This window comes from Cellulosimicrobium sp. I38E, from assembly GCF_001647255.1.
Lineage (GTDB): Bacteria > Actinomycetota > Actinomycetes > Actinomycetales > Cellulomonadaceae > Cellulosimicrobium > Cellulosimicrobium cellulans_E.
Genome location: NZ_LUAZ01000009.1, coordinates 34,521 through 48,657, shown reverse-complemented (window position 1 = coordinate 48,657; position 14,137 = coordinate 34,521). Strand labels below are relative to the sequence as shown.

Sequence of the window (14,137 nt, the reverse complement as noted above, 5' to 3'; positions counted from 1 at the left end):
CGTGTTCGGGATCAACGGAGCCGAGTTCGTCGTGCTCCTCGTCGTGGCGGTCGTCGTCATCGGTCCTGAGCGTCTGCCGCGCTACGCGGAGCAGCTCGGGTCGTTCGTCCGGTCCGCCCGCGGGTACCTGCGGGACGCCAAGGCCCGCGTGGACGCCGAGATCGGGGACGAGATCGGGGACGTCGACTGGTCGAAGCTCGACCCCCGCCAGTACGACCCGCGCCGGATCGTGCGCGAGGCGCTCCTCGACGACGAGCCCGTGCGCGAGCGGGTCGCCCCGCCCCCGCCTCCGGCCGCCTCGTCCGTGCCGCAGGGCGGCCCGGCGCCGTTCGACGACGAGGCCACCTGAGGCCGTCGCCGACCGCCCGCGCGACGGGCAGCGATTCGTTCCGGCGAGGTACCACCTGTCAGAATGGGGCAATGTCCATCGAGGCGACGCACACCGGTCCGGCACCGGTCCGGGAGACCACGCAGGCGACCGGGAACCCGACGAGCACCAAGCCCCGGATCCTCTCCGGCATGCAGCCCACGGAGGACTCGCTCCAGCTCGGGAACTACATCGGTGCCCTGCGCCAGTGGGTCGCGCTCCAGGACTCCTACGACGCGCTGTACTGCGTCGTCGACCTCCACGCCCTGACGGTCAACCCCGACCCGGAGCGCCTGCGCGAGCGCACACGCCGCACGGCGGCGCAGTACCTCGCCGGCGGTGTCGACCCGGAGCGGTCCGCACTGTTCGTGCAGTCGCACGTGCCGCAGCACGCGGAGCTCTCCTGGGTGCTGTCCTGCCAGACGGGCTTCGGCGAGGCCGGTCGCATGACCCAGTTCAAGGACAAGTCCGCGAAGCAGGGTGCCGACGGCACGACCGTGGGACTGTTCACCTACCCCGTCCTCATGGCGGCGGACATCCTGCTGTACGACGCGGCCCTCGTGCCGGTCGGGGAGGACCAGCGCCAGCACCTCGAGCTCACCCGTGACCTCGCGGAGCGCCTCAACGCCCGCTTCGGCGACGGGACCGCCGTCGTGCCCGAGGCCCACATCGTGCGCTCGGTCGCGAAGATCTACGACCTCCAGGAACCGACGGCGAAGATGAGCAAGTCGTCGTCGAACGGCAAGGGCGTCATCTGGCTCCTGGAGGACCCGAAGGTCGCCGCGAAGCGGATCCGGTCCGCCGCGACGGACTCGGACACCGAGATCCGGTACGACCCGGTCGCCAAGCCCGGCGTGTCCAACCTCCTCACCATCTACTCCGCGCTCACGGGCCGCGACGTCGAGGCGATCGCCGCCGAGTACGACGGCCAGGGGTACGGGCGGCTCAAGGTCGACCTCGCGGACGTCGTGGTCGACTTCCTCGTGCCGTTCCAGGAGCGCGCCAACACGTACCTCGCCGACCCTGCGGAGCTCGACGCGGTGCTCGCGCGGGGCGCCCAGAAGGCGCGCGACATCGCCGCCGGGACGCTCGCGCGCATCTACGACCGCGTCGGCCTCCTGCCCGTCGGAGGGCCGACCGCGTGAACCTCCCGGAGCGTGGGCCGGACCAGGTGCGGATCGGCATCGCGATCGAGGTGCCCGAACCCTTCGCGACGCAGCTCCAGGACGCGCGCGCACGGTTCGGCGACCCGCTCGCACGGTCGATCCCGCCCCACGTCACGCTCCTCGGGCCGACGGTGCTCGACCCGGCCGAGCTCGACGCGGCACGGGCGCACCTCACCGCGGTCGCCACCACCGCCGCACCGTTCCGGGTCCACCTGCGCGGCAGCGCCACCTTCCGGCCGATCTCACCCGTGGTCTTCATCCAGGTGGTCGAGGGCATCGCCGAGTGCGAGCACCTGGAGAGCACCATCCGTACCGGTCCGCTCGCCCAGGACCTCCGGTTCAACTACCACCCGCACGTGACCGTCGCGCACGAGGTGCCGGACGCCGCGCTCGACGCCGCGTTCGACGAGATGGCCACCTACGAGGCGCGGTTCGAGGTCGCCGGGTTCTCCCTCTACGAGCACGGCGACGACGGCGTGTGGCGTCCGGAGCAGGTCTTCCCGCTCACCGCGGATGCCGGGACCGCGACCGCCTCGTAAGGTTCGGGGCGTGACGTCGCCCCCTTCCGCCGCCCCCAGCGTCGTCCGGCGCACGAGGGAGCGCGTGGAGACGCTCGTCGAGTGGTGGAAGGACAGCCGTCCCGGTCGCGCGACCTACCGCTACCTCTACTCCCGCGGTGCGTTGCTGTGCGGCGGCATCGCCTACTCGGCCCTGTTCTCCCTCTTCGCCGCGCTGACGATCGGCTACACGGTCTTCATGCAGGTCCTCGGCGGGAGCCAGGAGCTCATGGACGCCGTGTTCGGCGAGATCAACGAGCTCGTCCCCGGCCTCATCGCGGTCGACGGGGAGAAGGGCGTGATCGACCCCGACCTCCTGCTGCTCAAGCCCGGGCTCAGCGTCACGAGCATCGTCGCCGGGGTCGTCCTGCTCTTCTCCGTCGTCTCCTTCATGTACCACCTGCGCGGCGCCGTCCGGACGATGTTCGGCGTCAGCGACGTCGGCCAGAGCCCCGTCCTCGCCCGGGCGCGCGCCCTCCTCGGCTTCTTCCTCCTGGCGCTGAGCATGCTCGTCTCCGCCGTCGCGAGCATCGCCGTCTCCTCGATCGGCTACCAGCTCCTGGAGGCGCTCGGGCTCTCCGGCGGACCCGCGATCCTCGTCACCGGGGCCGGCCTGGTGGTGAGCATCCTGCTCGACGCCCTGGTCGTCGTCGTGGTGGTCACGCTCCTGGCGGGCGTCCACGTACGCCGCCGCGACCTCCTCGTCGGGTCGCTCACCGCCGCCGTCGCGTTCGGGGTGCTCCGCTACCTCGGGTCGTCGTTCGTCGCCGGCAGCGCCCGCCGGAACGCACTCCTCGCGTCCTTCGCCGTCCTCGTCACGCTCCTCATCCTCGTCAACTTCACCGCGCGCATCCTCCTCGCGGTGTGCGCGTGGATGGCGGACCCGCCCCGCCCGCTCGACCCCGAGCCCGACGGCCCTCGGCACGCCCGTGACGGCCGCCCCGAGCTCCCCGTCGTCGACGGGACCTCCACGACCGACGCCCGGCACGTGCGGGTCGCCCGGCACGCGGCGACCGAGGAGGCCGGGGGCTCCGTCGCCGTGGCCGCGTCGACGGAGGAGCTTCTCCGTGCCGGCCAGGGGTCCGGCAAGCCCTGGAGCCCGATCGTCCGCGGGGTCCGTCGGGCCCGCCTCCCGCGCGGAACCTAGCCGACCGACGCGTGCGGCGCCGAGCCGCGCGCCCGAGCCGGGGTGGGACGACGCAGGGCGCCGACCGTGACGGTCGGCGCCCTGCGTGCGGGACGTGCGGGGGATCAGAAGGCGCGCGTGATCATCGCGCGCTTGACCTCCTGGATCGCCTTCGTGACCTCGATGCCGCGCGGGCAGGCCTCGGTGCAGTTGAAGGTCGTGCGGCAGCGCCACACGCCCTCCTTGTCGTTGAGGATCTCGAGGCGCTGCGTGGCGCCCTCGTCGCGGCTGTCGAAGATGAACCGGTGCGCGTTGACGATCGCGGCGGGGCCGAAGTACTGGCCGTCGGTCCAGAACACGGGGCACGACGACGTGCACGCCGCGCACAGGATGCACTTGGTGGTGTCGTCGAAGCGCTCGCGCTGCTCGGCGGACTGGAGGCGCTCCTTGCTGGGCTCGTTCCCGGACGTGATGAGGAACGGCATGATCTCGCGGTAGGACGCGAAGAAGGGCTCCATGTCCACGACGAGGTCCTTGACCACGGGCAGGCCCTTGATGGGCTCGACCGTGATGGGCTTGTCGGGGTTGACGTCCTTCAGCAGCGTCTTGCACGCGAGGCGGTTGCGCCCGTTGATGCGCATCGCGTCGGACCCGCACACGCCGTGCGCGCACGAGCGGCGGAACGTGAGCGAGCCGTCGTGCTCCCACTTGATCTTGTGCAGCGCGTCGAGCACGCGGTCCGTGCCGTGGGCCAGGACGGTGAACTCGTCCCAGTACGCGTCCTCGCCGTGCTCCGACTCGGGGGAGTAGCGGCGGATGCGGAGCGTGACCTCGAACGAGGGGATCTCGCCGGCCTTGGCCTCGGGGGCGGGGCTCTCGAGTGTGGCAGTCATCAGTACTTCCGCTCCATGGGCTCGTACCGGGTCTGGGTGACGGGCTTGGAGCCCAGGGCGACCTTGTAGCCGTCGAACGCCTCGACGTGGTCGAAGTAGCCGGCGACGTGACCGTCGGCGACGTCGCTGGCCGACGTGGGGCGGCGGTACGCCATCGTGTGCAGCATGTAGTTGGCGTCGTCGCGGTCCGGGAAGTCCTCGCGGTAGTGGCCGCCGCGCGACTCCTTGCGGTTGATGGCCGCGACGACGGTGACCTCGGCGATGTCCAGGAGGAACCCGAGCTCGATGGCCTCGAGCAGGTCGGTGTTGAACAGTCGACCCTTGTCCTGGACCGAGACGTTCTTGTACCGCTTCTGGAGGTCGCGGATGTCCGCGAGGGCCTGGTTGAGCGACTCGCCGGTGCGGAACACCTGGGCGTTGGCGTCCATCGTCTCCTGGAGGGCCTTGCGCACGTCCGCGACGCGCTCGCCGTCGGGGCGGTTGCGCATCTCCTCGAGCTGCGCGATCACCGCCGCGGCGGGGTTCTCCGGGAGCTCGGTGTACGACGCCGTCGCGGCGTACGCGGCGGCCGTGCGGCCGGCACGCTTGCCGAAGACGTTGATGTCGAGCAGCGAGTTGGTGCCGAGGCGGTTGGAGCCGTGGACGCTGACGCACGCGACCTCGCCGGCGGCGTACAGGCCCTTGACGACGTTGTGGCTGTCGCGCAGGACCTCGGCCTCGACGTTGGTCGGGATGCCGCCCATCGCGTAGTGCGCGGTGGGGTACACGGGCACGGGCTCGGTGTACGGCTCGATGCCCAGGTAGGTCCGGGCGAACTCGGTGATGTCCGGGAGCTTCGCGTCGATGTGCGCGGGCTCGAGGTGCGTGAGGTCGAGCAGGACGTAGTCCTTGTTCGGCCCGGCGCCGCGGCCCTCGCGGACCTCGTTCGCCATCGACCGGGCGACGATGTCGCGCGGTGCGAGGTCCTTGATCGTCGGGGCGTAGCGCTCCATGAACCGCTCGCCGTCGGCGTTGCGGAGGATGCCTCCCTCGCCGCGCGCGGCCTCGGACAGCAGGATGCCGAGGCCCGCGAGGCCCGTCGGGTGGAACTGGAAGAACTCCATGTCCTCCAGCGGGAGACCGCGGCGGTACGCGAGAGCCATGCCGTCGCCCGTGAGCGTGTGCGCGTTGGACGTCGTCTTGAAGATCTTGCCCGCGCCGCCGGTGGCGAAGATGATCGCCTTCGCCTGGAAGACGTGGATCTCGCCGGTCGCGAGGTCGTAGGCGACCACACCGGTCGCGGTGACGGTCTCGCCGTCGGCGATCTCGCCCGTGGACAGGTCGTGGTCGGTGATGAGGTCGAGCACGTAGAACTCGTTGAAGAACTCGACGTCCTGCTTGACGCACTGCTGGTAGAGCGTCTGGAGGATCATGTGGCCGGTGCGGTCCGCGGCGTAGCAGGAGCGGCGCACCGCGGCCTCGCCGTGGTTGCGGGTGTGCCCGCCGAACCGGCGCTGGTCGATGCGGCCCTCGGGGGTGCGGTTGAAGGGCAGGCCCATGCGCTCGAGGTCGAGGACCGCGTCGATGGCCTCCTTCGCCATGATCTCCGCGGCGTCCTGGTCGACGAGGTAGTCGCCGCCCTTGACCGTGTCGAACGTGTGCCACTCCCAGTTGTCCTCCTCCACGTTCGCGAGGGCGGCGCACATGCCGCCCTGCGCGGCGCCCGTGTGCGAGCGCGTGGGGTAGAGCTTGGAGATGACGGCCGTGCGGACCTTGCCGGACGACTCCAGCGCCGCGCGCATCCCGGCGCCGCCTGCGCCGACGATGACGACGTCGTACTGATGGGTTTGCATCGGGGTCGATGCCTCCTGGGAGAGAGCCGGGTGGAGCGAGAAGACGGGGGCGAGTTGCGGGGGTGCTAGGCCGTGCAGAACGACGCGAGCAGCTCGGCCGGCGCGTTCGCGGGGCACGGGTCGAACGTGAAGATCACGAGCGTGCCGAGGACCGTGACGATCGTGAACGCGAGGTACAGCGCGAGCTTGAGGACGAGGCGAGTGCCGTCACGCTCGGCGTAGTCGTTGATGATCGTGCGGACGCCGTTGGTGCCGTGGAACATGGCCAGCCACAGCATGAGCAGGTCCCAGATCTGCCAGAACGGCGAGGCCCACTTGCCGGCGACGAAGCCGAAGTCGATCGCGTGCACGCCCTCGCCCACCATGAGGTTGACGAAGAGGTGCCCGAAGATGAGGACGATCAGCACGACGCCGGAGGCGCGCATGAAGATCCAGCTGTACAGCTCGTAGTTGCTGCGCGTGGCCTTGCGGCGCTTGTACGGGTCGCGCGGGCTCGCTACCGCCGAGGCCGTGGTCGTGGTCGACATCAGTGCCCCCCTCCGAAGACGTTCATGAGGTGACGCGGCAGGAAGCCGGCCATCGTCACGACGAACAGGCCGACGACGATCCAGAGCATGGTGCGCTGGTACCGCGGGCCCTTGGCCCAGAAGTCGACGAGGATGATGCGGATGCCGTTGAAGGCGTGGAACACGATGGCCGCGACCAGTCCCGCCTCGCCCAGGCCCATGATCGGCGTCTGGTACGTCCCGATGACGGCGTTGTAGGCCTCGGGCGACACCCGGACGAGCGCCGTGTCGAGCACGTGGACGAGCAGGAAGAAGAAGATGAGCACGCCGGTCACGCGATGCGCGACCCACGACCACATGCCTTCACGGCCGCGGTAGAGCGTGCCAGCTGGTGCACTGGGCACTTTGGGGGCCTCCTGTGGCGAGATCAGGGGGAGATGTCACGTTCCGGACGTGGCCCGGAACTCCCTCAGTCCGGACCGCGGGACCGTCGTCGGCATCGGTCTCTGGGCTTCCACCATAGTGACATCGGCGTCATGATGCGGACCGCCCGGGGCGGCGGAACGGCCCTGCGCGGGGGGTTTGTGACTGATCCCACAGCCCGCGGGGGAACTGCGCGCCTCACTATGCTGCCCCCATGGCCTCTTCGCCTCACCCCTCGTCCGCCGCGGCCGCGTCGCCGATCCCCGGCTTCCACGCCGTCGTCCCGGCGGGAGGGGCGGGCACGCGGCTGTGGCCGCTCTCGCGCGCGGGCTCGCCCAAGTTCCTCCTCGACCTCACCGGCTCGGGCCGCTCGCTGCTCCAGGCGACGGTCGACCGGCTCGTCCCGCTCGCGGGGGAGCAGGGCGTGGTCCTCGTCACCGGGGACCGGCACGTCGCCGCGGCGCGCACCCAGCTCCCGGGGCTCCCGGCCGAGAACGTCCTGGCGGAGCCGTCGCCCCGCGACTCGATGGCGGCGATCGGCCTCGCCGCAGCGGTCCTCGAGCAGCGGCACGGCGACGTGGTGGTGGGGTCGTTCGCCGCGGACCAGGTCATCACGGGCCGCGACGCGTTCGAGTCGTCGGTCCGCGAGGCGGTGGAGGCGGCCCGCGCGGGCTACGTCGTCACGATCGGCATCGCCGCGTCCCGACCGTCGACGGCGTTCGGGTACGTCCACAGCGGCGCGCCGCTCGGCGTCACGGGGGCGCCGAGCGCGCAGCACGTGCGCGGGTTCACGGAGAAGCCCGACGCCACGACGGCGCAGCGCTACCTCGCGTCCGGCGAGTACCGGTGGAACGCCGGCATCTTCATCGTCCGGTCGTCCGTCCTCCTGGGGCACCTCGCGGACCAGCGCCCGGAGCTGCACGACGGCCTGCGCGCGATCGCCGCGGCGTGGGACGGTCCCGACCGCGGCCGCGTGCTCGCCGAGCGCTGGCCCGCGCTCGAGCGGATCGCGATCGACCATGCCGTCGCGGAGCCGGTCGCCGCCGTCGGCGGCGTGGCGGTGGTGCCCGGCACGTTCGGGTGGGACGACGTGGGCGACTTCAACTCGCTCGCCGCGCTGCTGCCCTCGGTCGACGGTGCCGGGTCGAAGGTCCTCGGCGACACGGGTCGCGTCGTCCGTCGCGAGAGCGCCGGGTCCGTGGTCGTGCCCGCGAGCGATCGCGTCGTCACGGTGCTCGGCCTGGACGACGTCGTGGTCGTCGACACCCCGGACGCGCTGCTCGTCACCACGCGCGCCCGGGCCCAGCAGGTGAAGTCGATGGTCGAGACGGTGCGCGAGCTCGGGATGGACGAGCTCCTGTGACCGCCGACGTGACCCTCGCCGCCCGTATCGCCGCCGCCGCCGCGCGCCACGTGGACGAGGTCGTGGCGATCCGCCGCGACATCCACGCCCACCCGGAGGTCTCGCGCGCTGAGACGCGGACGACCGCGCTGCTCGCCGACCGGCTGCGGGCCGCGGGGCTCGAGCCGCGGCTCCTGCCCGGCACGGGCCTCGTGTGCGACGTCGGCCCCGAGCCGGGGGGCGCGACGGCCACCGGGACGCCCGACGACGCGTCGTCGCCCGGGCGCGTGGCCCTGCGCGCCGACCTCGACGCGCTGCCGCTCCAGGACAGGTGCGACCTCCCGTGGGCCTCGACGGTCCCCGGCGTGGCGCACGCCTGTGGCCACGACGTGCACACCGCGGTGGTGCTGGGGGCCGGCCTGGTCCTCGCCGACCTCCACGCGCAGCGCGAGCTGCGCCGCGGCGTGCGGCTCGTCTTCCAGCCCGCGGAGGAGGTCCAGCCCGGCGGGTCGCTCGACGTCCTCGCCGCGGGCGCGATGGACGGCGTGGACGAGATCTACGCGGTGCACTGCGACCCCAAGGTCGACGTGGGCCGCATCGGGACGCGCATCGGTCCGATCACCTCGGCGTCCGACGAGGTCTCCGTGACCATCGCGTCCCCCGGTGGGCACACCTCGCGACCGCACCTCACGGGTGACGTGGTCTACGCGCTGGGGCAGGTCATCACCCAGGTCCCGGCGGTGCTGGGCCGGCGCCTCGACCCCCGCTCGGGCGTGAACCTCACCTGGGGCGCCGTGCACGCGGGGTCCGCGCACAACGCGATCCCGAGCACCGGGACGGTGCGCGGGACGCTGCGCTGCCTGGACGTGCGCGCGTGGGAGTTCGCGGGGCAGGTGCTGCACGACGCCGTCGAGCAGGTCGTCGCGCCCTACGAGGTCGAGGTGACCGTGCACCACACGCGCGGCGTCCCGCCCGTGGAGAACGACGAGCGCTGCACGGGCCTGCTCGAGGCGGCGGCGCGCGACGTCCTCGGCCCGGACTCGATCCTCCTGACCGAGCAGTCGCTCGGCGGCGAGGACTTCGCCTGGTACCTCACCAAGGTCCCCGGCGCGATGGCGCGGCTGGGCACGCGGACCCCCGGTGGGCGCAGCTACGACATCCACCAGGGCGACCTCCAGGTCGACGAGCGCGCGGTGGATGCGGGGATGCGACTGCTCGCCCGTGTCGCCGCGGGACGGCCCATCTCTGGACCGCCGACCGACGCCCGGGCGTGAGCCCGTGCGCGACAGATGACGAGTTCAGGTCCGTGGGTTGGTCATCATGAGTTCGCGCCTGGTCCTGCCGCACTGCGCCGGTAGCGGCGTTGGCCCCGCCGATTCCAGTGATCTGTGGGCACCTCAACTCTCCCTGGCTCGTCGCTCCTGAATGATAAGCCTGAGCAATGACGGCGCCCTTGGTGGCGAACGTTCCGAAGCGAAGGTGATAAAGAAGCCCTTGACCGGGTGGTGAGCGCTGCGCTAGCCTTCGAACGCGCCGGCGTGCAGGGGGGTCCACAAGGGTGGCTTATATTTCTGTCGACCCTGCGATTAGGGATCGGGAGCGCACCTTGAAGAGATTGATTCGCCGCCTCGCTGCAATGATGCTTTTTGTTTTGGTTGGCTCGGGGGTGGGCGCTGGATTCGCCGCCCCGGCATCGGCTAAAACGTGCGTCGCAGTGAGTTCCAATGTCGGCGCCTGTTCGACAGTCACTTCCAGGGCGGGTTCGACGTTTAACGTGGCCTACCGCGACTCGGTGATCAACGGAACGTCCGCGACGATCTCGGCGACCTGTGAGGCTTCGACTAGCAAGACGTATACGCACTCCGTGAGTGCGTCGGTCGAGGCGAAGGTCAAGGCCGGCATCTTGGGGGAGATGGGCGTCACCGCTGGATACGGCTTCTCGGCCAGCTTGTCGAGTGGTTACTCGACTTCGGCGACGTTCTCAGTTCCCGCACGCAAGACGGTCAAGTGCGACCGTGGGGTATACACCGAGAAGATGAGTGGGAAGACGGTGTACAGCTACAGCGGCGGCGGCTCGGGGACGATCAAGACGGTTAGTTGGTCGTCAACTGCGCCCCAGCGTGCCGCCTGGAGCATCTACTGACGGCCGTGCGGGGAGTCCACAAGACGCTCGTCATCCTTGCGGCCCTGCTCTTCGCTCTCGCTGGATGTTCGAGTTCGTCGGCGCAGCGGAGTTCGGATCCCTCGAGTGTCGATAGCAACGCCGCCAGTCTCTCTCCATTGGGCGATACGGCAATCGAGGACAGCACGGGGAATCCTCCGAGCACGTCATTGCTGCCTTCGAGCGACGGCGCGGGCCTTCCGCCCGGAGAGGACCTGCTCTTCGCGGCGCACGTCTCGCCGGGCAGGTGGGAGAGCGTGGACATTTTGTCGAGTGATTTCGTAACCTACCTTGCGTGCCAGGGCGGCGGCGATATTGAAGTCGTGTATGAGGATGGCGGGTCTTTCTCTGTCCCATGCGACGGAATTGTCTCTCGAACGCGACTCCTGCTCGAGTCTGAGCGCACGCAGTTGTCGATAGATCTGGCTTCGGGTCAGGTGGCAGACATACGGGTCTCTGTCCAAGGCGGCAATACCTGAATCGGCTCGTACTGCCTAGTTGAGATCGCCTCGATTCACTCGCCGCGGGGATCGAGGCGATCTTAATCCTTGAACTTTGAGCTGTTCGTCATCGCGTTCTCCCATGAATGCCCGCGCGTGAGATCGGCACTAGTGTTGGTTCCGGTGTCGAGTGGTGAGCAGTTGACCGCTGACGTTCGGTGGCACGGAAGGGTTCTCGCGAGGACATCGCGGCGCTCGCCGGCCAGACGAGCTGTTGGTGAAGCGGTACACGAGGGACTTCGGCAGCATCGTGTCTCTGCAACCGATTGCACAATGGAAACGCCGCTGTCGAGCCATGCGTGTGCGTGTCGGAGTCGCTCGAACGTGCAATGTCGGGAACGTCAGGCGACTCCTGGGACAGGGGCGACATGCTGCAAGACGCCCCGGCGGACCTAGCTGTACTGAATCAGCGTGTTGTTGACATTGCGGGAGACCTCGGGGTCGTGTGGGGGTTGTCTCACAAAGCCGGCGTATTGCCAACGGAGGTCTCTCGTGTCTCGCGCTAGCGCCTAGCGACTCCGGTTGGGAGGCTGATCATGGTCCAGCGGATCGCGGCGGGCCGCGCGGTCGCGCAAATCGCCGCGGAGATGGGTTCACTCGCGGATCACAGCATGGCCACCCACCGCGGCGAGCACCCTCTCGCGGCTCGCTGGTGCACATCGACGTCAAGATGCTCGGCCGTATCTCCGACAGTGGCGGGTGGCGGGCCCATGGTCGTTTAGAGGTGGTCCGCGGCCCCGGGAACGGCTACGACTACGTCCACACCGCGATCGACGACCACTCCAGCCTCGCCTAAGCCGAGATCCCGACTGGCACTACCTGCGCTGCGTTCCTGACCTCAGCCGCAGCGTCTTCACCACGGACAGCATCACCATCCAGCGCGTCCTGAGTGACAACGCGAAGAACTTCCGCCAGTCCCACGCCTTCGGTGACGAGGCGGCCGATCTCGGCGCCGAGCTGAAGTTCATCAAGCCGCACTGCCTCTGGCCAACGGCGAGGTCGAACGTCTCAACCGCACTCTGATCACCATGTGGGCCTATGCGTACACCTAGCGCAGGCGCGCCAGCCGGGACGGGACGTAGGCCTTGGGACAGAGCCTGCGCGGCATGGACTCTCGTGGCGGTGACGGTCCGGGGCTTCACGCACGCGCGTCAGTACCAACGGTAGCTCTCCTGCCCGTTCGTGCACGTGAGCTCGCCAGCGTCGATCGCCTACCGGTGAACTTGCCCTCCCCGGTCGGTGCTTGGTGTTGTCGGTCTAGTGCAACGCGTTTCGGCTCAGCAACGGAGAGCTTCGGGGGCTGTCGTGCCCTGTGCGCGGGTCTTCTCTCCGCCGTCGGATCCGCACTTTGAAGCCGCACTGTGACCACGAGCGCCTGTCGCGGCACCGACCTCTCATCGTTCGCTCGCATGCACTGTCGTCGGCGTAGCCGGCACTCGCCTGCCATAGTCCGTGCTCGAGTGCTCTTCCTTCTCGGTGGGCCTCACTCGGTGTCCGTAGACGCGCATGATTGCGTACATGGCCCAGGATCGGGCTGGCCATCGGTAGTGGTGCTGACACGCGAGCTTCAGAAAACGGCCACGAGTGATCGCCGAGCACGGGCCATGGGAGCTGCGGTGCCGCGAGATCCTGCTCGCCGAGTCCGTGCGGGCTGCGCGCGACGGTGCTTGTCGAACAGCTGCCGGGCGCGGTCGAGATGCTCGAGAAGCTGGCTGCGGCCGGCGCCGCGGTTGAGGGTTTGGCGTCGCTCGCTCCGGCCCTCGTGGACCGCATGGTCCTGGTGCTCCAACTTGTGCCTGGCGGGCGCCCCGTTTGGTCGCCGAATCTCGACGCCGGGGCGTCTCGACACGCGGCGTCAGCGACGCCGTCCCGTTCCGTGAGATGGGGCGTGTCACCTGCTAGAAGCTAAGTGACGCTTGCATAACGAAGCAGCGGCGTTACCGACAAGTAACGTGCAAGACCCGTCCGGCTGATTAGTGTTCGGTCCTATAGAGGCCGACGGACCGGTCCTCCCGTGCAACGACGCTCGGGAGGGCCCAGGGGTCCTTCCCTGCGCGGCCCTGCTACGAGAACGACAGGAGCTATCAGGTGAAGAGAGCGACTCAGGTCACCGCGCTCGCGGCCGTCGCCGCGCTCGCGCTGGCCGCGTGCGGCGCCGCACCCGAGGACGACGAGACGACCGGCGGCGGCGAGAACACCGCGGGCGGCAACTCCGACTTCTCCGCGTGCATGGTGTCCGACGCCGGCGGTTTCGACGACCAGTCCTTCAACCAGTCCGGTTTCGAAGGGCTCAAGCAGGCGGAGGACGAGCTCGGCATCACGATCCACGAGGTCGAGTCGCAGGCCGACACGGACTACGCGCCCAACATCGACAGCCTTGTCCAGCAGGGCTGCAACCTCATCATCGGCGTCGGCTTCCTCCTCGAGGACCCGATCCAGGCCGCGGCCGTCGCGAACCCCGACGTGCACTTCGCGCTCATCGACTCCTCGTTCTCCGACCCGGGCGCCACGGCTGACGACCCGCCGGTGGCCGTCGAGCTCGACAACGCGAAGCCGATCCTGTTCAACACCGCGGAGGCGGCGTTCCTCGCCGGCTACCTCGCGGCGGGCATGACGGAGACGGGCACGGTCGCCACGTTCGGCGGCATCCAGATCCCGTCGGTCGCCATCTTCATGGACGGCTACGTCGACGGCGTCGCGAAGTACAACGAGGACAACGGCACGGACGTCAAGGTCCTCGGGTGGGACAAGGCGGCCCAGACGGGCACGTTCACCGGCGACTTCGACAACCAGGCCAACGGCCAGAACGTCACCCAGGGCTTCATCGACCAGGGCGCGGACATCATCATGCCCGTCGCCGGTCCCGTCGGTCTGGGTGCGGCTGCTGCCGCCGAGGCTGGGGGCGCGAAGATCATCTGGGTCGACTCGGACGGCTTCCTCACGACGGACTACGGCAGCCTCATCCTCACGTCGGTCATGAAGCAGATCGGCCCGGCCGTGTTCGACACCGTGAGCGAGTCGGCGGACGGCAACTTCACGAGCGAGCCGTACGTGGGCACGCTCGAGAACGAGGGTGTCGGCCTCGCGCCGTTCCACGACTTCGAGGACGCCGTCCCGGCCGAGCTCCAGGACCAGCTCGCGCAGTACCAGGAGCAGATCATCGCGGGCGACCTCGTCATCGAGTCCGAGAACACCCCGTGACGCGACGCTGAACCCGCCGTGCCGCCTCCGGGCGGACGGCACCGGTGGCCCGGGCACAGCGCC

The 14,137-nt window shown here is 69.7% G+C and carries 12 protein-coding genes and 1 pseudogene; 9 read left to right on the top strand and 4 right to left on the bottom strand.

Going from position 1 to position 14,137, the window contains the following annotated elements; genetic code table 11:
• Position 1 precedes the first annotated feature (1 nt).
• The 4 genes from A0J59_RS02235 (at position 2) to A0J59_RS02220 (ending at position 3,237) form a co-directional block, all read left to right on the top strand.
• Entirely contained in the window at positions 2 to 349 is a 348-nt protein-coding gene (locus tag A0J59_RS02235) for a twin-arginine translocase TatA/TatE family subunit (RefSeq protein ID WP_047233513.1), read from the top strand.
• 71 nt (positions 350 to 420) lie between these two features.
• Complete coding sequence (gene trpS, locus A0J59_RS02230) at positions 421 to 1,512, top strand: tryptophan--tRNA ligase (protein ID WP_082141314.1); 1,092 nt, start codon at positions 421 to 423, stop codon at positions 1,510 to 1,512.
• Positions 1,509 to 2,072, top strand: coding sequence for a 2'-5' RNA ligase family protein (locus A0J59_RS02225; RefSeq protein ID WP_064315092.1), 564 nt, complete (start codon positions 1,509 to 1,511; stop codon positions 2,070 to 2,072). The genes trpS and A0J59_RS02225 overlap by 4 nt, the downstream gene beginning before the upstream one ends.
• Positions 2,073 to 2,082: 10 nt before the next feature.
• Positions 2,083 to 3,237, top strand: a complete 1,155-nt coding sequence (locus tag A0J59_RS02220) for a YihY/virulence factor BrkB family protein (protein WP_064315091.1) — start codon at positions 2,083 to 2,085, stop codon at positions 3,235 to 3,237.
• A 104-nt stretch (positions 3,238 to 3,341) separates the two neighbouring features.
• Here the strand turns inward: A0J59_RS02220 and A0J59_RS02215 are convergent, their stop codons facing one another.
• The 4 genes from A0J59_RS02215 to sdhC all read right to left on the bottom strand — a co-directional run bounded on the left by A0J59_RS02215 (position 3,342) and on the right by sdhC (position 6,851).
• The gene (locus A0J59_RS02215) at positions 3,342 to 4,109 is read right to left on the bottom strand and encodes a succinate dehydrogenase iron-sulfur subunit (RefSeq protein WP_047233510.1); all 768 of its coding nucleotides are present in this window, start codon (positions 4,107 to 4,109) and stop codon (positions 3,342 to 3,344) included.
• A complete protein-coding gene (gene sdhA / locus A0J59_RS02210; protein WP_064315090.1) occupies positions 4,109 to 5,941 on the bottom strand; it encodes a succinate dehydrogenase flavoprotein subunit in 1,833 nt (610 codons plus the stop codon). The genes A0J59_RS02215 and sdhA overlap by 1 nt, the downstream gene beginning before the upstream one ends.
• Positions 5,942 to 6,006: 65 nt before the next feature.
• Entirely contained in the window at positions 6,007 to 6,468 is a 462-nt protein-coding gene (locus A0J59_RS02205) for a succinate dehydrogenase hydrophobic membrane anchor subunit (protein WP_047233508.1), read from the bottom strand.
• The gene (sdhC, locus tag A0J59_RS02200; RefSeq protein WP_081772373.1) at positions 6,468 to 6,851 is read right to left on the bottom strand and encodes a succinate dehydrogenase, cytochrome b556 subunit; all 384 of its coding nucleotides are present in this window, start codon (positions 6,849 to 6,851) and stop codon (positions 6,468 to 6,470) included. The genes A0J59_RS02205 and sdhC overlap by 1 nt, the downstream gene beginning before the upstream one ends.
• Before the next feature lie 233 nt (positions 6,852 to 7,084).
• Between sdhC and A0J59_RS02195 the strand changes: the two genes are divergently transcribed.
• The 5 genes and pseudogenes from A0J59_RS02195 to A0J59_RS02180 all read left to right on the top strand — a co-directional run bounded on the left by A0J59_RS02195 (position 7,085) and on the right by A0J59_RS02180 (position 14,074).
• Positions 7,085 to 8,233, top strand: coding sequence for a mannose-1-phosphate guanylyltransferase (locus A0J59_RS02195; RefSeq protein WP_047233507.1), 1,149 nt, complete (start codon positions 7,085 to 7,087; stop codon positions 8,231 to 8,233).
• Positions 8,230 to 9,486, top strand: a complete 1,257-nt coding sequence (locus A0J59_RS02190; RefSeq protein WP_064315089.1) for an amidohydrolase — start codon at positions 8,230 to 8,232, stop codon at positions 9,484 to 9,486. The genes A0J59_RS02195 and A0J59_RS02190 overlap by 4 nt, the downstream gene beginning before the upstream one ends.
• Before the next feature lie 284 nt (positions 9,487 to 9,770).
• A complete protein-coding gene (locus A0J59_RS21440; protein WP_156532754.1) occupies positions 9,771 to 10,355 on the top strand; it encodes a hypothetical protein in 585 nt (194 codons plus the stop codon).
• A 1,125-nt stretch (positions 10,356 to 11,480) separates the two neighbouring features.
• A pseudogene (locus A0J59_RS22215) lies at positions 11,481 to 11,913 on the top strand (IS481 family transposase); the annotation flags it as partial.
• A gap of 1,048 nt (positions 11,914 to 12,961) precedes the next feature.
• Entirely contained in the window at positions 12,962 to 14,074 is a 1,113-nt protein-coding gene (locus A0J59_RS02180) for a BMP family protein (RefSeq protein ID WP_064315087.1), read from the top strand.
• Positions 14,075 to 14,137: the final 63 nt, after the last annotated feature.

Coding starts and splice junctions, on each gene's coding strand:
- A0J59_RS02215 (WP_047233510.1), bottom strand. CDS start 4,109: ATGACTGCCACACTCGAGAGCCCCGCCCCCGAGGCCAAGGCCGGCGAG.
- A0J59_RS02205 (WP_047233508.1), bottom strand. CDS start 6,468: ATGTCGACCACGACCACGGCCTCGGCGGTAGCGAGCCCGCGCGACCCG.
- A0J59_RS02195 (WP_047233507.1), top strand. CDS start 7,085: ATGGCCTCTTCGCCTCACCCCTCGTCCGCCGCGGCCGCGTCGCCGATC.
- trpS (WP_082141314.1), top strand. CDS start 421: ATGTCCATCGAGGCGACGCACACCGGTCCGGCACCGGTCCGGGAGACC.
- sdhA (WP_064315090.1), bottom strand. CDS start 5,941: ATGCAAACCCATCAGTACGACGTCGTCATCGTCGGCGCAGGCGGCGCC.